Below are 18,854 nucleotides of genomic sequence, written 5' to 3'. Positions count from 1 at the left end.
GGACGGCGATCCGAGTGTGGGGCCGTGTCCGGCGGCGGGCGCGCTCTCCCCGCCCGCCGCCGGACACGGGGTCATCCCGCGGAACCGTGCACGATGCGCTCGGCGCGCTCCTCGCTCGGCAGGATCTCCCCCGACAGGATCCTCTCCGCGTGGTGGCAGGCCACCCGGTGCTCGCCGCCGTTGAGCGGCCGCAGCTCCGGGCGGTCGGTGTCGCACAGCTCCTCCTGCCGCCAGGGGCAGCGGGTGTGGAACCGGCAGCCCGCGGGCGGGTTCGCGGGCGAGGGCAGGTCGCCCGCCAGGAGGATGCGTTCGCGGGTGTCCTCGACCGTGGGGTCGGGGACGGGCACCGCCGACATCAGCGACCGGGTGTAGGGGTGCAGCGGCGTCTCGTAGAGGGCGTCGCTGGGCGCCTCCTCCACCAGGGACCCCAGGTACATCACGCCCACCGTGTCGCTGACGTGGCGGACCACCGCCAGGTCGTGGGCGATGACGAGGTAGGTCAGGCCAAGCTCCTCCTGGAGTTCCTCCAGCAGGTTGAGGACCTGCGCCTGGATGGACACGTCCAGCGCCGACACGGGTTCGTCGCAGATGATGAGGTCGGGCTCCAGCACGAGGGCGCGGGCGATGCCGATGCGCTGGCGCTGGCCGCCGGAGAACTCGTGCGGGTAGCGGTCCAGCGCCTTGGCGGACAGGCCGACCCGTTCCAGGGCGTCGACGACCCGGCGCCGCCGGTCCTCGCGGGTGGCGGCCCGGCGCTCCTTGGCGGACATCGACGCGGCCTCCTCGTCGGAGGGGCCGCCGATGCCGTGGGTCTCCAGCCCCTCCATGAGGATGGAGCCGATGTTCTGCCGGGGGTTGAGGCTGCCCAGCGGGTCCTGGAACACCATCTGGAGGTTGCGGCGCTCCCTGCGCATCTCCTCGCCGCCCAGGGTGGCCAGGTCGCGGCCGTCGTGGACGACGGAGCCGGAGGTGATGTCGACCAGGCGCAGCACCGCCCGGCCCAGGGTGGTCTTGCCGCAGCCGGACTCGCCCACCAGGCCGTAGGTGCTGCCGCGTTCGATGCTCAGGCTGACGCCGTCCACCGCGTACACGTGGCCGACGGTGCGGTCGAACACGACGCCCCGTCTGATCGGGAAGTGGACCTTGAGGTCCTCGATCCGCAACAGGCTCATGCCCTCTCCTCCTCGTCGCCCACCACGGACGGGCTCTCCAGAACGACCCGGTCCACCACGTCCGCGTGCCGGATGGGGTTGACGCAGCGGTGCGTGTGAGCGCCTTCGGCGCCGGTGGTGCCGTCGGTGCCCAGGCGGACCAGCTCCGGCGGCCCCTGGAGGCAGTCCAGGGTGTAGTGGTCGCAGCGGGGCGCGAACGCGCACCCGTCGGCCCAGGCGATGTTGTCGTTGACCGACCCGCGGATCGGGGTCAGCGGCTCACCGCGCGGGGCGTCGAGCCGGGGGATCGACCCGAGCAGGCCCACCGTGTAGGGGTGGGTGGGGTCCGCGAACAGGGGCGCGCGCGGGGCGGTCTCCACCGCGCGGCCCGCGTACAGGACGTTGATGTCGTCGCACAGGCCCGCCACCACGCCCAGGTCGTGGGTGATCATGAGCAGGGCGGTGCCCTCCTCGGTGACCAGGTCCTTGAGGAGTTCGAGGATCTGGGCCTGGATGGTGACGTCCAGCGCGGTGGTGGGCTCGTCGGCGATCATCACCCGGGGGCGGCAGGCCACCGCCATGGCGATGAGGGCGCGCTGGCGCATACCGCCGGAGAGCTGGTGCGGGTACTCCCTGAGGCGCCGCTTGGGGTCGGGGATGCCCACCCGGTACAGCAGGTCGGCGGCCTCCTTGTCGGCGGCCGAACCGCGCAGGCCCCGGTGCCGGGTGAGGATCTCGGTGACCTGGCGGCCGATGGGGACCACCGGGTTCAGGGAGCTGAGCGGGTCCTGGAAGATCATCGCCAGCTGGGAGCCGCGCAGGTCGCGCATGCGCCTGGGGGACAGCTTGAGCAGGTCCGCCTCGGTGTCGCCGGTGCGCAGGACGGCGGAGCCGCCGACCTTCACGCCCCGGGACGGGAGCAGGCCCATCAGGGCCAGGGAGGTGACGCTCTTGCCGCAGCCGGACTCCCCCACCAGGCCGGTGACCCGGCCCTCCTCCAGGGTGAACGAGACCCCGTCCACGGCCCGGACCTCGCCGGAGCCGCGGCCGTCGAACACGACGGACAGATCTTCGACCGCGAGCAGCGGTGTGCTGGAACCCATGCTTACTTCCTCAGCTTCGGGTCGAGGGCCTCGCGCATCGCCTCACCGAGCAGGGTGAAGCCCAGCGCGGTGATGATGATGCCCAGGGCCGGGTAGACGGCCAGCTGGGGAGCGCTGGAGAGGAACCGCTGCGCGTCGGCGAGCATCGTCCCCCACTCGGGGTAGGACGGGTCGGGGTTGCCCAGGCCCAGGTAGGACAGGGCCGCCGCGTCGATGATGGCGGTGGCCAGGGTGAGCGTGGACTGCACGATGACCGGGCCCAGGGAGTTGGGCAGGATGTGCGAGAGGGCGATCTTGTGCTTGCGTACGCCCAGGGCCCGGGCGGCGAGCACGTAGTCGCGGTTGCCCTGGGCGATCATCGCGCCGCGCAGCAGGCGGGCGAAGATCGGCACCTGGGCGATGCCGACCGCGAGCATGACCGTGGTGAGGCTGGCCCCGATCAGGGCCGCCACGGTGACCGCCAGCAGCAGGGTGGGCAGCGCCAGCATCATGTCGATGACGCGCATGATGGCGTTGTCCAGGGTCCTGCCCCAGCGCCCGCCCAGGGTGGCCGCGGCACCGGCGGTGCCGCCGAGCAGGGCGCCGACGCCGAACCCGACCAGGGTCGCCACGACGCCGACCAGGAGGGTCTGGCGGGCGCCGATGACCATGCGGGAGAACTGGTCGCGGCCCAGGTTGTCCAGGCCCAGCCAGTTCTCGGCGCGCGGGCCGACGAAGATGTTCTGGTTGGGGAAGACCTCCGAGCCCCAGGTCTGCGCGGTGGCCGAGTAGGGGGCGATGAGCGGGGAGAACAGGGCGATCAGGATGAACACGGCGACGATGACCGCGCCGGAGATCGCCATGGGGCTGCGGCGCAGGCGGCGGAACGCCGTGCGCCAGATGCCGGCGCCGCCGGAGCCGTCGTCGCGGGGGCCCATGAGCTCCGCGAGGCGGTCGATCCTGTCGGCCTTGCGGGTGAGGAGGGAGGTGCCGGTCTTGGTGCCGGCCTTGGCGGTCTCGGTGGGGTCGGTGGTGCCGGTGGGGTCGGTGGTCTCGGTGGTGTCGGCCTCGGTGGTGCCGGGGTCCGGGGTGTCCGCGTCGTCCGACGGGTTCTGCGCGTTCGGTGTCGTCGGCATCACTGGGCCCGCACTCTCGGGTCGAGGAGGCTGTAGGAGATGTCCACCAGCAGGTTGATCAGCACGTACATGGTGGCGATGAGCAGGATGAACCCGGTCAGGACCGGGTAGTCGCGGGTCTGGGTCGCCACGTACACGAACGAGCCCACCCCCGGGAACGCGAACACGCTCTCGGTGAGGACCGCGCCGGCGAACAGGCTTCCGGTGAGCAGGCCGATGGCGGTGACGACCGGCAGCATCGCGTTGCGCAGCACGTGGCGGCCGCGCACCGTTCGGCGGTACAGGCCCTTGGCGTTCGCGGTGCGCACGTAGTCCTCGTCCAGGACCTCCAGGACGCTGGCCCGGGTCATGCGGACGATCACCGCCAGCGGGATGGAGGCCAGCGCCAGCCCCGGCAGCGCCAGGTGCATCAGGGCGTCCCACACGACGTCGAGCTCGCCCGTGCGCAGGCCGTCCAGGACGACGAACCCGCTCAGGTCGGTGCGGCTCAGCCCCGGGGAGAGCCGGAACGCCGACGGGAACACGCCCAGGCGTTCGGCGAAGATCACCTTGAGGATGAAGGCCAGGAAGAACACCGGCGTGCAGATGCCGATGAGGGAGCCGCCGACGGCGGCGAAGTCCAGGATTCCGCCGCGGCGGCGGGCGGCCAGGTAGCCGAGCGGGATGCCGACGGTGACCGCCATGAGGATCGCGGTGACCGACAGTTCGAACGTGGCCGGGAAGCGGGTGAAGAACTCCTCCATGACCGGGCGTCCGGTCTGTAGGGAGGTCCCCAGGTCGCCTTGGAGGATGTTGCGCAGGAACCTCACGTACTGGACGGTGAGAGGTTCGTCCAGGCCGAGGGAACGACGCAGCTGGGCCCGCTGCTCAGCGGTCGCGTCGTCGGGGAGGAGGGCGTACTCCGGTCCGCCGGGTAGGCGTTGGAGCCAGATGAACAGCAGGATCGACAGACCGCCCAGGGTCGGGATCAGCTGCAGGGTACGCCTGACGATGAAACGCAGCACCTTCGCCGCCTTTCGCCAGTGGAGAGTGAGGCTTTCCCCGCCGGGGTGGGGCGGGGTCGACATGGACGGGGCCCGGCCGACCGGGGGACGGATCGGCCGGGCCCTCCCCTCCCGCGACGCGGCGCGGGAGACGGGTTTCCCAGGCCCCGGGTCACGGGGCCGAGCGGTCGGAGGCTAGTCCTCCTTCCAGGAGGCCTCCGCGAAGTTCTCCTGGGTGAGCGGGCTGACGTTCGGCGGGTTCACGTTCCCGGCGAACACGATGGACGGCGGGGAGCTGGAGATCGGCAGCCCCGGCAGGATGTCCATGATCTGCTCGTTCAGGCCCTGGTAGGCGGCGATGCGCTCCTCCGGGTCCGGGTTGCCGCTGGCCTCGGCCATGGCCTCGAACAGCTCAGGCTCGTCCATGCCCCAGGCGTCGTCCTTCACGGAGAACCAGGTGCCCAGGAAGTTGTAGGCGTCGTTGTAGTCACCGGTCCACCCCAGCAGGTACAGGGAGCAGTCGCCGCTGTTGGTCTTGGGGATGTACTCGGTCCACTCGTAGGACTTCGGCTCGACGGTGATGCCGACGCTTTCGAGGTCCTGGCTGATGACGTCGAAGATGTCACGCGGGGCCGGCATGTACGGGCGGGTGACCTCGGTCGGGTAGCAGAAGTCGAGGGTCAGGTCCTCCTGGTCCGCCTCGGACAGCAGCTCCTGGGCGAGCTCCGGGTCGTAGTCGTAGGTGGTGACGTTGTCCGACCAGCCGTCGAGGGTGTTCGGGTGGAACTGGGTGGCCACCTCGCCGCCGGCCGGGAGGATGGTGTCGACGATGCGCTGGCGGTCGACCGCGTGGGCCAGGGCCTGGCGGACCTTGATGTCGCCCAGCGCCTCGTTGGTCTCCTGCTGGAAGGCCAGGTAGAGGACGTTGAAGACGTCGCGGGTCGGGACCTGGAAACCGGCCTCGGTGAGGGGCTCGACGTCGGCCGGGGCGACCAGGTCGTAGCCGTGGATGTCACCGGCCTCCAGGGCCTGGCGGCGGGCCGTCTCGTCGGGGATGGCGCGCAGGATCATGGTCTCGAACCCGGCGGGCTCGCCCCAGTAGTCGTCGAAGCGCTGGAGGGTGACCTCCGCCTGGTCGCGGTTCCAGGCCTGGGCCGTGAAGGGGCCGGTGCCCGCGACGGCGCCCGGCTCGGTGGTGTAGTCGGGCAGGGTGTAGCTGCCCTCCTCACCGGTGATCTCGGCGTCGGCGATGTTCTCCAGGCTGGTGGGGCTCAGGATGCCGAACGCGGCGAGGCTGAAGCCGCCCGGGAAGATGGAGGAGTACTCCGTGATGGTGATGACGGCGGTGAGCTCGTCGGTGGCCTCACAGGAGACGTAGCGGGAGTCGGGCAGGCCCTCGTCCTCGTTCTCCGCGAAGCCGCCGAAGATGGCCTGCCAGTAGTAGGAGTTGTTGGAGCTCTGCCAGGGGCCGGAGAGGTTGTGCCAGCGGTCGAAGTTGGCGCAGACGACCTCGGCGGTCAGCTCGTCGCCGTCGTGGAAGACGACGCCTTCGCGGAGGTTGAACGTCCATTCGGTGCCGTCTTCGGACTGCTCCCAGGTCTCGGCGAGACCGCCGACGATGTCGCTGCCGCCGGATTCGTGTTCGAGGAGGGTTTCGTAGACCTGGCGGCTGTAGCGGAAGGTCTCGCCGTCGCTCGCGAGGAACGGGTCGAGGGATGTGATGTCGCCGGCGGATCCGAATACGAACGGTGCGGAGGATTCGGAATCGGGGTCCCGCTCACTCTCCGCGCACGCTGTCGCCAACAGCGCCACGGACGCCGCTGCGGCCAGGAGGGCCAGCGGTTTCCTGGAAGTCTTCGTGAACATGTCCACCTCTGTGGGGGGTGGGCGCCTATGCCCGGGGAGTCGATTGATGAGGACCCTAGACCGGGCCCGTACCAGCGGGGAAGGTAGACGTCCGGGTATTAATACAACCGTTTCAGATCTGTGGCGTGATCCATAGGTGTGTTTTGTTGACCGCCTTGTTCAGCGGGGGCCGAAAGTCCGATACCGGCGTTACCCGAGTGGCCGGAGTCGGTTACCGAGAGGCAGGGGGTAACACCGGCTTCATCTATTGTGCGTTCGGGGAAACAATGACGGAACGTGATATTGGGTCATCGGATGAATGACTGGTTTGTCTTTTTCGGGACTTGGGTCGGACGCCCGGGCAGGGGGCGTGCGGGCCTATCATCTTGCGGGTGACCACTCCCCTTGACGACGCGGCGCTGACCGCGTTCCTCGAAGGCCAGGACAGCGCCTGGCTGGCCGAACAGCTCATGCTCGTCGCGGACGACGACCCCATCACGCGGATCCGGCTGACCGCCGCCGCGGGCTCGGAGAGCGCCGTGGACGACGCCCGCGCGGTCCTCCTCGCCGCTGTCGTGCAGCACCTCCCGGCGGAGGAGCCCGATGACGACGACCCGCTGCACCGCGCCATCGACCTGCTCGACGACCTCGGCGACTACGGGTTCGAGGACGAGAGCGCCGACATCGCCGACGAGGCCCGCGAGGCCTACGTGGAACGCCACGGCGACGACGACAGCGACCACCTCGCCCGCCTGCACACCCTCGCCGAGGACGACGACTGAACCCACCGGGGGACCGGCCCGGCCGGTCCCCCGCATCCGACGCCACTGGTCAAGTTTGACTACCGGGCTCCCCGCTCCCACTGCTCAAACTTGACCACTCCCCGTTCCCCGGACCGAACACAGAACGGGGGGACCGGCCACGCCGGTCCCCCCGCCCCGGTCAACCTCTACTTCTTGCCGGAACCACCGCCGGCCGAGGAAGACTCGTCCGCCCCTGTGGCCTCAGCAGACGCAGCAGCATCAGCGCCCTCAGAAGCCACAGCGGCATCCGCCGCCTCGCCCTCCTCCACCGCCGCAGAGGCATCGGCGTCACCAGCAACCGCGGACGTCTCGCCGTCCCCGACAGCCCCAGACGCCGCAGGGGTATCAGCGGCCGTAGGAGCCTCGGCTCCCTCTTCCGCCGCAGGGGCATCCACCGTCTCGCCATCCCCGGCAGCCCCAGAGGCCGCAGGAGCATCGGCGCCATCAGTAACCGCAGGAGACTCGGACTCCTCAGCAGTCGCGGGAGCCTCGTCAGCCACGGACGTCGCAGGGGCATCAGCAGCCGCGGGAGCCTCGGCCTCATCTGTCACCGCAGAAGCATCAGCGTCACCAACGGCCTCGGACGTCTCGCCGTGCTCAACGGCCCCGGACTCCGCAAGCACATCGGTGGCTGCGGGGGCCTCGGTGCCACCAGCGACCTCAAGAACCTCGGGCTCCTCACCGCCCTCGGCAGGCTCAAATACCTCGGCGGCCGCAGGGGCCTTGGCCTCATCCGCCGCAGGGGCATCGGCGTCATCAGCAGCCGCAGGAGACTCGGGCGCTTCGCCATCCTCGGCGGGAACGACCGACTCCGCAGACTCGGGTGTGGCCTCGCTGGAGGTGGCGACGTCACCGGTGGCTTCTGCGCTCTCGGAAGACTCGTCCGCCTCCAGGAGCTCATCAGAAACAGGAGCATCGGTGGCCGTAGGGCCGTCAGCTCCACCGGCAGCCCCAGGGGCCTCGTCGGCCTCGACGGGAGCAACCGTCTCCGGGCCCTCAGGGGCCTCGTCCGACGCGGAAGCACCGGCGGACTCAAGCACCTCGGCGGCCGCGAGGGGACCAGCATCATCGGCAGCCGCGGGAGACTCGGGCGCTTCGCCATCCTCGGAGGAGACAGCCGCCTCCACACCCTCGACAGCCTCGTCCGACACGGAAGCACCGGCAGCCGTGGGGGCCTTGCCGCCTTCGGTGGCCTCACGCGCGTCCTCGCTGGCAGCGCCATCCACGGGCTCGGCCCCGGAGGCGGCCTCGACGTTGGTGTCGGCGAGCTCAGCAGACGCAGCGGCATCGACGGACTCAGAGGTCACAGCGGCATCCGCCGATGCCGCGGGGGTGTCGATGGGCTCGGCGAAGGCGGCGGCGTCGACGGCGTCGGAGAGCAGGGTGGCATCCGCCGACGTGTCGTTCTCGGTCGGGGAGGATGCGGAGGCGGGGGGCGTCTCGGACAGGTCGATGTCGGGGACGTTCCACACGAAACCCGTGGTGACCGGCTCAGGTTCGGGCTCGGGCTCGGGCTCGGGGGGCGCGGTCCAGGTGTAGGAGTCGGCGGGTTCGGGTTCCGCGGGCGGGGGGACGGGGGCCGGCGGCGGGGTGGGGCGGGGTTCGGCGACCGCGGCGGCGAGGGCTTCGATGTCGTCTGCGCTCGCGGTGTTGCGGGGACGCGGCGGGGAGCACCAGCGGCGGACCTCGGTGGTCCACAGGGCGATGTTGATGACGATGGCCGTCACCGCCGCCAGCGCGGCTCCGGCGAGCAGTGGCGTCACCGCGAGCTTGGAGGCGATGTGCAGCCCGAACAGCGCGACGCCGAGCATGAACAGGGCGACCACCTGGGAGGTGCGCCACAGGGCGTGGTCGCCGCGGCGGACCGGCACGGCCAGGCCCGCGGACGCGATGCCCGCCAGGGCCGTGAGGACCACCAGGATCCACAGGTCGCCCACCACCTCCTGGGGGACGTCGGCCGCGAAGAGCGACCAGGTCAGGTAGCCCAGCAGGCCGTACACGGGGGCGGCGACGAACATCACGACACACGTCTGCCGCACGTCCAGCGGGGGCCGCACAGGAGAGGCTGTGGGGGACGAAACGGAATCTTGCATGACGAAAGGTTCCCGTGTCGCCCTCTCCCGCGCAAGACGGCAGGTCAGAACGGTTGCAATGCGCTTTCCACGTACGCCAGCGACCGGCGGGCGAGGGTGTCGACGTCGGACCGGACGTCGAACTCGCGTCCCGCCTCGTCCGGGTCCAGCGGCTGGAGGGTCTCCAGCTGGGAGCGCAGCAGCGCGGGCGGCATGAAGTGGTCCGCCCGGGCGGCGATCCGCTCCCAGATGACCTCCTCCGGCCCGTGCATGTGCAGGAAGTGCACCCCCGGCGCCCCCTCGCGCAGCAGGTCGCGGTAGGACCGCTTGAGCGCGGAGCAGGCCATCACGGTCGACTCGCCCAGCACCTCGTGGGCGGCGATCCACCCGGCGAGTTCGCGCAGCCAGGGCCAGCGGTCGTCGTCGGTGAGGGGGATCCCGGCGGCCATCTTGTCGATGTTGGCGCGCGGGTGGAAGACGTCGGCCTCGGCGAAGGGGAGCCCGAGCTCGTGCGCCACGCGTTCGGCGACGGTGGTCTTGCCGCTGCCCGAGACGCCCATGAAGACGAAGTGCATGGTTTCTCCTCGTGGGGACCTGCGGGAGCGCAAGTGCCGCCACCAATAGTGATATCAATCAATCCGGCTAGGCTTCAGCCTGACCCCCGGCCGAAACAGGGAGAACGATGGGCACAGATCACCGCACGCTGCACAACCGGGTGCTGGCGGTCCTCGGTCCTGCCATCGCCGCGGGCGAGTACGCCACCGGCCACACGTTCACCCTCCAGGGGCTGGAGGAGGATTTCGGCGTGTCGCGGACCGTGGCGCGCGAGGCGGTGCGGGTACTGGAGTCGATGCGGCTGGTGGTCAGCAGGCCCCGCACCGGGATCCGGGTGCGCCCGATGCTGGACTGGAACATCTTCGATCCGCAGCTGATCCGCTGGCGGCTGGCCGGTTCGGGCCGCATGGAGCAGCTGCGCTCCCTCAACGAGCTGCGCGCCGCGGTCGAACCCGGTGCCGCCGCGCTGGCCGCGCAGCGCGGCGACGCCCAGGCCCGCGCCCACCTGGTGGTGGTCGCCGACGAGATGGTCCGCACCGGCCGCGCCGGCGACCTGGACACCTTCCTCGAACTGGACATCGCCTTCCACCGCCAGATCCTGGAGCTGTCGGGCAACGAGATGCTGGTGGGCCTGTCGCAGGTGGTGTCGGAGGTCCTCGTGGGACGCACCTCCTACGACCTGATGCCCCGCCACCCGCGCCCGGAGGCGCTGCGGCTGCACAAGGCGGTCGCCCAGGCCATCCGCGACGGCCTGCCCGATGTGGCCGAGGCGGCCATGCGCGCCATCGTCACCGAGGTCGTCGAGGCCCTGGAGGACGACCCGACCCGCAGCGACGAGGACGACGTCCCCGTCTGAGCCGGGCCGCCCCCACGGCTACAGCACCAGGCTCAGGCCGAAGGCCAGGCCGAACCCGATGAAGCCGATGAGGGTCTCCATCACGGTCCAGGTCTTGAGCGTGGTCTTGACGTCCATCCCCAGGAACCGGCCGACCAGCCAGAACCCGGAGTCGTTGACGTGCGACAGGGCGGTGGCGCCGGAGGCGATGGCGATGACGATCAGCGCCAGGTCGATCGAGGTCAGCCCGTCGGCCGCCTGCACGGCGGGGGCGATGAGCCCGGCGGCCGTGGTGAGGGCGACGGTGGCCGAACCCTGGGCGACGCGCAGCGCGAGCGCGATCAGGAACGCGGCGACGATGACCGGCAGCCCGGCCTTGTCCAGGGTCTCGGCGAGTGCGCCGCCGATGCCGCTGGTGCGCAGGACCATGCCGAACATGCCGCCCGCGCCGGTGATGAGGATGATGCCGCAGACGGGGCCCAGGGAGTCGCCGATCAGGTTCTCCATGCCCTGGCGGGTGAACCGGCCCCGGCTCAGCACCACCATGGCGATCAGCACGGTGATGAGCAGGGCGACCGGCGTCTGGCCGACGAGCTGGGAGATCTGCACCCACAGCGCGTCCGCGGGCACGGCCTCGGTGGCGACGAGGGTGCTGATGCCGGTGTTGGCGAAGATCAGCAGCATCGGCAGGAGCAGCAGGCCGACGACGGTGGCCAGGTGGGGCGGGTTCTCGTGCTTCACGGTGCCGTCGGACATGATGTCGTCGGGCACGGGGATCATCACGCGCTTGCCCACCCACAGGCCGAACAGGTAGCTGGACAGGTACCAGGTGGGGATGGCCAGGAGGAGGCCGATCAGCAGGACCAGGCCCATGTCGGCGCCGATCTCGACGGCGGCGGTGACCGGACCGGGGTGCGGGGGCACGAAGGCGTGCATGACCGCGAAGGCGCCCGCGGTGGGCAGCGTGTAGGTGAGGACGGAGCCGCCGACGCGGCGGGCGACGCTGAAGACGATCGGCAGCATGACCACGAGGCCGACGTCGAAGAACAGCGGGAAGCCGAAGAGCAGGGACGCGACGCCCAGGGCCAGGGGTGCCCGCTTCTCGCCGAACACCTTGATGAGTGCGGAGGCGAGGACGGCGGCGCCGCCGGTGACCTCCAGCATGCGGCCGAGCATGACGCCGAGGCCGACCAGGAGGGCGACGTTGGCGAGGGTCCCGCCGAATCCGCCCAGGAGGGTCGGCATGATCTCGGTGACCGGGATGCCCGCGACGACCGCGGTCAGCAGGCTGACCAGGACGAGTGCGACGAAGGCGTGCAGGCGCAGGCGGATGATCAGGAAGAGCAGCAGGGCGATGGCCCCGGCCGCGATCCCGAGGAGGGGGCCCGTCCCGTAGACGGGCGTGAAGTTCTCCACAGCGGAGCCTTCCGATGAGCGGACGACGGAGGGACGGGGTCGTCGGACGGCACGGCCCCGGCCTGTCATCGAGGCAGGCGGACGAAATGGTAGTACCATTTGTGAGCATCTGTGAACACCCGCGTGGACTTCTGTGACCTCGGCGAGACCCGTGTCACGCGCACCCCCGACGACACGGGCGTTCCCGCCTGAGAGTGAGCCCCGTCACACGCTGCCCGTCGCGCACCGCCCGCCGGACTCCCCCGCGCCCGGGACCCGAATGTGAATTCCTTTCGCATTCCTTGCGAACCGCCGTGCGCCGACCGGCCACCCGCAGTCGGCCGCACCCCGCACCCCGCGGCCCGACCTCGCCGAGCGCAGCCGAACACAACGACGAATTCCACAGCACAAGCGCTCTGACCTGCGGTGATAGCAAAAAGCCCCGTTTGGGCGAGGGGTTTATCCGAATTTCCTCACAGCCCGGAAAAGCACAAGGACTGGAACATGGTTCACGATGCTCTTCAAGCACCGGGCACCCCGCCGAGCGCCCCGCGGGACATGCCGCCCGAAAAACGTGCCACCCGAAAATCCGCAGAAGCCACAGCCATCGGTTCCACGAAGTCCGTCCCCTTGTCCCCGCACCCTTGACAGCATGCTGTCAAGATGACAGGATGTTGTCATGAGCAACGAGAACAAGAAGACCGTCCACCTCGCCGTCTACGAGGGGCTCGCCGACTGGGAGATCGGCCACGCCGTCTCCACCATCCGCAGCGGCGAGTGGCAGCGCTCCCCGGGCAGCCACGACGTCGTCACCGTCGGCCTCAGCGGCGCCCCGGTGACCACCATGGGCGGCGTCACCGTCCTGCCCGACCTCACGCTCACCCAGCTCAAGCCGTCCACCAGCGCGATGCTGATCCTGCCGGGCGCGGGCTCCTGGGACGCCGACCCTGAGTCGATGACCTCCTTCGCCTCGGCCGCCGGCATCTTCCTCGACGCCGGGGTCCCCGTCGCGGCGATCTGCGGGGCCACCGCCGGACTGGCCCGCGAGGGCCTGCTCGACTACCGCGACCACACCAGCTCCGCGCCCGAATACCTGCTGGCCACCGGCTACACCGGCGCGGGCAGGTACCGCAACGACCTGGCCGTCACCGACGACGGTCTGATCACCGCGGGCTCCACCGCGCCGATCGAGTTCGCCCGCGAGATCTTCGCCCAGCTGGACCTGTTCACGCCCAGGACGCTGGACGCCTGGTACCGGCTGCACGCCCAGCACGACGCCGGCGCCTACTTCGCGCTGATGGAGGGGGCCTGACCATGGGCAGTCCCGACCCTCACAGCGCCGAACTGCTCAGCGGGACCGCCCTCACCGTCTTCCGCCTCAACGGCCAGTTCCTGTCGGTCTCCGAGGAACTGGCCCGGCCGGCGGGGCTGACCGCCGCGCGCTGGCAGGTGCTCGGCTCGGTCTCGGAGGCCCCCAAGGCGGTGTCGGCCATCGCCCGCGAACTCGGCAGCGCCCGGCAGAGCGTTCAGCGCATCGCGGACGTGCTGGTGGAGCAGGGGCTCGCCAAGTACCTGCCCAACCCCGCGCACAGCCGCGCCAAGCTCCTGTCCCCCACCCGGGAGGGCGTCGCGGCGCTGCGCCGGATCGACCCCGCGCACGGCAGGCTGGCCGAGGCGCTGGTCGCCGAACTCGGGGTGGAGGACGCCGCGAACGCGCTGGCCTCCCTGCGCCTGCTGTCGGAGGCGTTGGACAGGATCGGCCCGCGGGACTGAACCCCCCGGGCAGTATCGTCGGTCGCACAGCCCACCGCCTCACCTTGAGGAAGCGACCATGATCGACCTGCGCTCGGACACCGTCACCCGCCCCACCTCCGCCATGCGCACGGCCATGGCGGAGGCGGAGGTCGGCGACGACGTCTTCGGCGAGGACCCCACCGTGCGGGCCCTGGAGGAGGAGACGGCGGCCCTGCTCGGCAAGGAGGCCGCCCTCTACGTCACGTCCGGGCACATGGCCAACCAGCTGGGCCTGTACGTGTCCGTCCGCAGCGGCGACGAGGTGTGGGCGCACGAGCACCACCACCTCATCGGGGACGAGCAGGGGGCCACGGCGGTGCTGGCCCGGGCGCTGCCCCGGCTGTACTCCGACGGGCTGTTCCCCTCCGACGAACTGCTGGAGTCGTGGATCGCCGGGCGCGGCGACGTCCACCGCGCCGAGCCCGCCCTGGTGTGGCTGGAGAACACCTTCACCGGCCGGGTGGTGCCGCTGGCCGAACAGCGCCGGGTGACCGGGTTCGCTCACCGCCACGGGCTGCGCACCCACCTGGACGGGGCCCGGCTGTGGAACGCCGCCGCAGCGCTGGAGGCCTCCCCGGCCGAGGTGGCCGAGGGGTTCGACTCGGTGTCGGTGTGCTTCTCCAAGGGGCTGGGCGCCCCGGTGGGCTCGGCCCTGGCCGGGGACGCCGCCACCATCGCCCGGGCCCGGCGGGCCCGCAAGCTGCTGGGCGCGGGGATGCGCCAGGCGGGCGTCATCGCGGCGGGCGCCCTGCACGCCCTGCGCCACCACCGGGAGCGGGTCGCCGAGGACCACGCGCGGGCGGCGCTGCTGGCGGAGCGGATCGCCCAGGTGCCCGGGCTCGGTGCGCGGGCGCAGACGAACATGGTGCTGGTGGAGACCCCGAAGGGGCGGGCCGCCACCTACCGGGAGGCGTTCGCCCGGCACGGTGTGCGGGCCCTGGACATCGGCGCGGAGACGATCCGCCTGGTGGTCCACCTGGAGATCACCGACCGTGACGTCGACGAGGCCGCGACGGCGATCGCCAAGGCGGCCGCCGAACTCTGACCGGTCGCCGGGCCCCGCGTTCGCGCACGTCGGGCGCGGGGCCCACAGACCCGGCCACTACACTGTTGCGATCCTTTCGGGTCGTTCCGGGCGGCCCGATGTCACTCGTCCCATGGCGGGCGTCACATCGCGTAGTAGCATGCGCGTATGACATTGTCGTACTAGAGAGTGGTAGCACCCCCATGCCGGGAAGAATCCAGTCCATCGAACGTGCGGCCGCCATCCTGCGCCTCCTGGCCGGTGGGGCCCGGGGGCTGAGCCTGGCGGAGATCTCCCGCTCTCTCGAACTGCCCAAGGGGACCGTCCTGGGCATCCTGCGCACCCTCCAGCACGTGGGGTTCGTCGAACAGGACCCCGAGTCCGGCCGCTACCGGCTGGGCGGGGGGATGCTCAGCCTGGGCACCCGCTACCTCGACGGCAACGAGCTGCGCACCCGCGCCCTGAACTGGGCCGACACCCTGGCCTCCCGCAGCGGCGAGAGCGTGCGCATCGGCACCCCGCACCAGGGCCAGGTGCTCGTGGTGCACCACGTGTTCCGCCCGGACTCCTCCCGGCAGACCCTGGACGTGGGCACGCTGCTGCCGCTGCACGCCACCGCGCTGGGCAAGGTCCTCATGGCGTTCGACCCGCTGGTCACGCCGCTGGAGGACACGAGCGTGGAGGAGGGGCCGGTGTTCCTGCCCGCCTACACCCGCTTCACGATCACCTCCCCCGGCGAGCTGGAGAAACAGCTCGGGGAGGTCCGCGACCACGGGTGGGCCTGGGAGGCCGAGGAACTGGTGGACGGCGAGGTGTCCATCGCCGCGCCCATCCGCGACCGGCGGGGCACCACGGTCGGCGCGATCGGGGTCCGCGGCGCGGTCGAACGGCTGCGCGGCCCCGACAACAAGCTCGACATGGAGCAGGTGTCCTACGTGCGCGACGCCGCCCGGGCCATCTCCCGGGAGCTGGGCGCCACCCCCTACTGACCCCCGGACTGCCGTACCCGCCCTCGGCGCCGACCCCGCCAACCCCGCCGACCTGGGCGGATGTCCGCGCCACCGCCGTCCGCCGAGCCGCCATCAGCCCCGAGCCGGGTGAAGGCCGGCGCCGCCGCCCGTCGGCCCGACCCGCGCCGACCTGGGCGAATGCCCGCGTGACCGCTACCAGTCGGCCCTGACCCGTGGCGCCCGGGTGGGTCCGCGCGGCCCAGAGCCTGATCCGCGCTGAGCTGGGCGGATACCTGCGGCGCCGCTGTCTGCCGACCCGCGCGGCGTCACCGCCCCGGTTCTCACCGCCACGGGTGAATCCGCGCTTCGTCCCCGACCCGCGCCGTCCCGGGCGGCGTGCCGGTGTTCCCGGCCGGTGTCGACCCGGGTGGATGTGCGCGGCGGCTCGTGGTGCTCCCGGGCGTCGGCGAGCGCTGGGGTTTCGGGGGTGTGTCGCGGCGGCGGGGCGGTCCGGTGTGCGGCTCGACGGCTTCGTCGCACGCCCGAGGTGTTGTCACGGCGTTCGTGAGGGTACGTGACCCACGCGACACGATTGCGTCACGCCGTCTTGACACAGGTGGGAAAAGCGGATGAAACTAACGCCTACTCATACGTCAATGTCGTACAACGTGCGGGTATAGCCCGTTGTTCGCGCGTGTCCGTTCCCGTTCCCGAGCCCTCCACTGAAGGCGAGAGCATCCGATGAGTCAGCAGTACGTCGCCGCGATCGACCAGGGCACCACATCGAGTCGCTGCATCCTCTTCGACCGGGACGGCCGTATCGTCTCGGTCGACCAGCGCGAGCACCGGCAGATCTTCCCCAAGCCCGGCTGGGTCGAGCACGACGCCCAGGAGATCTGGGCCAACGTCGAGGTCGTCGTCCAGAACGCCCTGGAGAAGAGCGACATCTCCCCCGACCAGGTCGCCGCCATCGGCATCACCAACCAGCGCGAGACCACCGTCGTCTGGGACAAGGAGACCGGCGAGCCGGTCCACAACGCCATCGTCTGGCAGGACACCCGCACCGACGAGCTCGTTCGCGAGCTCGGCGCGGACGGGGGCCAGGACCGCTTCCGCGCCGCCTGCGGCCTGCCGCTGGCCACCTACTTCTCCGGCCCCAAGCTCCGCTGGCTGCTCGACAACGTCGAGGGCCTGCGCGAGCGCGCCGAGCGCGGCGAGGTCCTGTTCGGCACCATGGACACCTGGATCATCTGGAAGCTGACCGGTCACCACGTCACCGACGTGACCAACGCCAGCCGCACCATGCTGATGAACCTGGCCACCCTGGCGTGGGACCCCGAGATCCTCGACGCCATGGGCATCCCGGCGGCCGTGCTGCCGGAGATCCGTTCCTCCTCGGAGGTCTACGGCCAGGCCCGCGGCTACCTGGCCGGCGTGCCGGTCGCCTCTTCCCTGGGCGACCAGCACGCCGCGCTGTTCGGCCAGACCTGCTTCGACCCCGGCGACGTCAAGGGCACCTACGGCACCGGCACCTTCCTGGTGATGAACACCGGCACCGAGCCGGTCACCTCGGAGAACGGCCTGCTCACCACCCTGGGCTACAAGCTCGGCGACGCCCCGGCCGTGTACGCCCTGGAGGGCTCGATCGCGGTCACCGGCTCGCTCGTGCAGTGGCTGCGCGACAACCTGGGGCTGATCTCCACCGCCCCGGAGATCGAGACGCTGGCCCGCACCGTTGAGGACAACGGCGGCTGCTACTTCGTCCCCGCCTTCTCCGGCCTGTTCGCCCCGCACTGGCGCGGCGACGCCCGCGGCGTCATCGCGGGCCTGACCGGCTACGTCAACAAGGGGCACATCGCCCGCGCCGTCCTGGAGGCGACCGCCTGGCAGACCCGCGAGGTCGTCGACGCGATGAACGCCGACTCCAAGATCGACCTGACCACCCTGAAGGTGGACGGCGGCATGACCGCGGACAACCTGCTCATGCAGATCCTGTCCGACGTCCTGGACGCCGAGGTGGTGCGCCCGATGGTCGCCGAGACCACCTGTCTGGGCGCCGCCTACGCGGCCGGCCTGGCGGTGGGCTACTGGCCCGACGTGGAGACCCTGCGCGCCAACTGGCACAAGGCGGCCGAGTGGACGCCCGAGATGGAGCCCGCCGTGCGCGATCGGGAGTACCACAACTGGAACAAGGCGGTGAAGCGCACCCTCGGCTGGGTCGAGCACGACGAGAAGTGACGCGCGGGCGGGCGACGCCCGTTCCCCTCAGACGACCGCGACCCGGGGGCACCGGCTGCCAACCTGACGGCCCCCGGGCGCGGACCGGGCCACCCCTGCGGGCGGCCCGCCCCATCCCATTCCTGTGACGGGTGAGTCCGATTATGCCCGTGCCCGCGGGCGGCCACGGACCCCGTGACCCGGCTGCCCCTTGTGGGCGGAGGCATCATGCTGGTTTATCTCGCGGAGTTCGTCGGCACGGCGATCCTCATCCTCCTCGGCGGCGGTGTCGTCGCCGGGGTCGTCCTCGCAAAGTCCAAGGCCTTCGACGCCGGCTGGATCGTCATCACCCTCGGCTGGGGTATGGCGGTGGCCATCGCCGTCTACACGGTCGGCACGGTCAGCGGCGCGCACATCAACCCGGCGGTGACGCTGGGCCTGGCCAGCATCGGTGAGTTCGACTGGGCGCTGGTGCCGGGCTACATGGCCGCCCAGCTGGCCGGCGCGTTCACCGGTGCGGTGCTGGTGTACCTGGTGTACTTCGCGCACTGGAAGGAGACCGAGGACCCGGGCGCCAAGCTGGCCGTGTTCAGCACCTCCCCCGGGGTGCGCCACCCGGTCGCCAACATCGTCACCGAGGTCATCGGCACCGCCATGCTGGTGCTGGGTGTGCTGGGCATCGGCGCCAACTCCGGCCACGTGACGCAGGGCAGCGCCGACCTGTCCGCGCTGTTCTCGACCGGTATCGCGCCGCTGCTGGTGGGTCTGCTGGTGCTGGCCATCGGCCTGTCGCTGGGCGGCCCGACCGGGTACGCCATCAACCCGGCCCGTGACCTCGGGCCGCGGCTGGCGCACGCGGTGCTGCCGATCCCGGGCAAGGGCCCCTCGGACTGGTCGTACGCCTGGATCCCGGTGGTGGCCCCGCTCATCGGCGGCGTCATCGGCGCCTGGGTGTGGAAGCTGACCGGCTTCGGCGCCTGAGCGACCCCCGCGTCGGAAGTGGGGAAGGGCG

The 18,854-nt window shown here is 71.1% G+C and carries 16 protein-coding genes; 8 read left to right on the top strand and 8 right to left on the bottom strand.

The window, feature by feature from the left end; genetic code table 11:
- Positions 1 to 71 precede the first annotated feature (71 nt).
- The 5 genes from ACJOT3_RS09390 to ACJOT3_RS09370 form a co-directional block, all read right to left on the bottom strand.
- Positions 72 to 1,172: an ABC transporter ATP-binding protein gene (locus tag ACJOT3_RS09390; protein WP_406970945.1), complete on the bottom strand. Its 1,101-nt coding sequence runs from the start codon at positions 1,170 to 1,172 to the stop codon at positions 72 to 74.
- Complete coding sequence (locus ACJOT3_RS09385) at positions 1,169 to 2,254, bottom strand: ABC transporter ATP-binding protein (protein WP_406970943.1); 1,086 nt, start codon at positions 2,252 to 2,254, stop codon at positions 1,169 to 1,171. Before ACJOT3_RS09385 ends, ACJOT3_RS09390 begins: the two co-directional genes overlap by 4 nt.
- A gap of 2 nt (positions 2,255 to 2,256) precedes the next feature.
- Positions 2,257 to 3,369, bottom strand: a complete 1,113-nt coding sequence (locus tag ACJOT3_RS09380) for an ABC transporter permease (RefSeq protein ID WP_406970941.1) — start codon at positions 3,367 to 3,369, stop codon at positions 2,257 to 2,259.
- Positions 3,369 to 4,373, bottom strand: coding sequence for an ABC transporter permease (locus tag ACJOT3_RS09375; protein WP_406970939.1), 1,005 nt, complete (start codon positions 4,371 to 4,373; stop codon positions 3,369 to 3,371). Before ACJOT3_RS09375 ends, ACJOT3_RS09380 begins: the two co-directional genes overlap by 1 nt.
- Positions 4,374 to 4,547: 174 nt before the next feature.
- A complete protein-coding gene (locus tag ACJOT3_RS09370; RefSeq protein WP_406970937.1) occupies positions 4,548 to 6,218 on the bottom strand; it encodes an ABC transporter substrate-binding protein in 1,671 nt (556 codons plus the stop codon).
- Between the two features lie 371 nt (positions 6,219 to 6,589).
- Here ACJOT3_RS09370 and ACJOT3_RS09365 point away from each other — a divergent pair, with 371 nt between their 5' ends.
- Positions 6,590 to 6,979 carry a hypothetical protein gene (locus ACJOT3_RS09365; protein ID WP_406970935.1) on the top strand — a complete coding sequence of 130 codons (390 nt, stop codon included), beginning with the start codon at positions 6,590 to 6,592 and terminating at the stop codon, positions 6,977 to 6,979.
- 167 nt (positions 6,980 to 7,146) lie between these two features.
- On the opposite strand, the gene ACJOT3_RS09360 is transcribed toward ACJOT3_RS09365, so the two are convergent.
- Positions 7,147 to 9,021, bottom strand: a complete 1,875-nt coding sequence (locus ACJOT3_RS09360; protein WP_406970933.1) for a hypothetical protein — start codon at positions 9,019 to 9,021, stop codon at positions 7,147 to 7,149.
- A 116-nt stretch (positions 9,022 to 9,137) separates the two neighbouring features.
- A complete protein-coding gene (locus tag ACJOT3_RS09355; RefSeq protein WP_406970931.1) occupies positions 9,138 to 9,647 on the bottom strand; it encodes a gluconokinase in 510 nt (169 codons plus the stop codon).
- Between the two features lie 107 nt (positions 9,648 to 9,754).
- Here ACJOT3_RS09355 and ACJOT3_RS09350 point away from each other — a divergent pair, with 107 nt between their 5' ends.
- The gene (locus ACJOT3_RS09350; RefSeq protein ID WP_406970929.1) at positions 9,755 to 10,483 is read left to right on the top strand and encodes a FadR/GntR family transcriptional regulator; all 729 of its coding nucleotides are present in this window, start codon (positions 9,755 to 9,757) and stop codon (positions 10,481 to 10,483) included.
- Positions 10,484 to 10,501: 18 nt separating this feature from the next.
- Here the strand turns inward: ACJOT3_RS09350 and ACJOT3_RS09345 are convergent, their stop codons facing one another.
- Positions 10,502 to 11,878 carry a GntP family permease gene (locus ACJOT3_RS09345; protein ID WP_406970927.1) on the bottom strand — a complete coding sequence of 459 codons (1,377 nt, stop codon included), beginning with the start codon at positions 11,876 to 11,878 and terminating at the stop codon, positions 10,502 to 10,504.
- Between the two features lie 658 nt (positions 11,879 to 12,536).
- Here ACJOT3_RS09345 and ACJOT3_RS09340 point away from each other — a divergent pair.
- The 6 genes from ACJOT3_RS09340 to ACJOT3_RS09315 all read left to right on the top strand — a co-directional run bounded on the left by ACJOT3_RS09340 (position 12,537) and on the right by ACJOT3_RS09315 (position 18,823).
- A complete protein-coding gene (locus tag ACJOT3_RS09340; protein ID WP_406970925.1) occupies positions 12,537 to 13,169 on the top strand; it encodes a DJ-1/PfpI family protein in 633 nt (210 codons plus the stop codon).
- A 2-nt stretch (positions 13,170 to 13,171) separates the two neighbouring features.
- Positions 13,172 to 13,630, top strand: a complete 459-nt coding sequence (locus ACJOT3_RS09335; RefSeq protein WP_406970923.1) for a MarR family winged helix-turn-helix transcriptional regulator — start codon at positions 13,172 to 13,174, stop codon at positions 13,628 to 13,630.
- 58 nt (positions 13,631 to 13,688) lie between these two features.
- Positions 13,689 to 14,696: a threonine aldolase family protein gene (locus ACJOT3_RS09330; RefSeq protein WP_406970921.1), complete on the top strand. Its 1,008-nt coding sequence runs from the start codon at positions 13,689 to 13,691 to the stop codon at positions 14,694 to 14,696.
- A 182-nt stretch (positions 14,697 to 14,878) separates the two neighbouring features.
- Entirely contained in the window at positions 14,879 to 15,664 is a 786-nt protein-coding gene (locus ACJOT3_RS09325) for an IclR family transcriptional regulator (RefSeq protein WP_406970919.1), read from the top strand.
- Positions 15,665 to 16,366: 702 nt separating this feature from the next.
- Positions 16,367 to 17,863 (top strand): glycerol kinase GlpK, encoded by a 1,497-nt coding sequence (gene glpK / locus ACJOT3_RS09320; protein ID WP_406970917.1) that lies wholly within the window; start codon positions 16,367 to 16,369, stop codon positions 17,861 to 17,863.
- Between the two features lie 210 nt (positions 17,864 to 18,073).
- A complete protein-coding gene (locus ACJOT3_RS09315; protein ID WP_406970967.1) occupies positions 18,074 to 18,823 on the top strand; it encodes an MIP/aquaporin family protein in 750 nt (249 codons plus the stop codon).
- The last annotated feature ends 31 nt before the right edge of the window (positions 18,824 to 18,854 follow it).

Source organism: Nocardiopsis protaetiae (assembly GCF_045446735.1).
GTDB classification, from domain to species: domain Bacteria; phylum Actinomycetota; class Actinomycetes; order Streptosporangiales; family Streptosporangiaceae; genus Nocardiopsis; species Nocardiopsis protaetiae.
This window is presented reverse-complemented; position numbering and strand designations above follow the sequence as displayed.

Coding starts and splice junctions, on each gene's coding strand:
- glpK (WP_406970917.1), top strand. CDS start 16,367: ATGAGTCAGCAGTACGTCGCCGCGATCGACCAGGGCACCACATCGAGT.
- ACJOT3_RS09355 (WP_406970931.1), bottom strand. CDS start 9,647: ATGCACTTCGTCTTCATGGGCGTCTCGGGCAGCGGCAAGACCACCGTC.
- ACJOT3_RS09390 (WP_406970945.1), bottom strand. CDS start 1,172: ATGAGCCTGTTGCGGATCGAGGACCTCAAGGTCCACTTCCCGATCAGA.
- ACJOT3_RS09370 (WP_406970937.1), bottom strand. CDS start 6,218: ATGTTCACGAAGACTTCCAGGAAACCGCTGGCCCTCCTGGCCGCAGCG.
- ACJOT3_RS09340 (WP_406970925.1), top strand. CDS start 12,537: ATGAGCAACGAGAACAAGAAGACCGTCCACCTCGCCGTCTACGAGGGG.
- ACJOT3_RS09330 (WP_406970921.1), top strand. CDS start 13,689: ATGATCGACCTGCGCTCGGACACCGTCACCCGCCCCACCTCCGCCATG.
- ACJOT3_RS09350 (WP_406970929.1), top strand. CDS start 9,755: ATGGGCACAGATCACCGCACGCTGCACAACCGGGTGCTGGCGGTCCTC.
- ACJOT3_RS09325 (WP_406970919.1), top strand. CDS start 14,879: ATGCCGGGAAGAATCCAGTCCATCGAACGTGCGGCCGCCATCCTGCGC.
- ACJOT3_RS09380 (WP_406970941.1), bottom strand. CDS start 3,369: ATGCCGACGACACCGAACGCGCAGAACCCGTCGGACGACGCGGACACC.
- ACJOT3_RS09385 (WP_406970943.1), bottom strand. CDS start 2,254: ATGGGTTCCAGCACACCGCTGCTCGCGGTCGAAGATCTGTCCGTCGTG.
- ACJOT3_RS09335 (WP_406970923.1), top strand. CDS start 13,172: ATGGGCAGTCCCGACCCTCACAGCGCCGAACTGCTCAGCGGGACCGCC.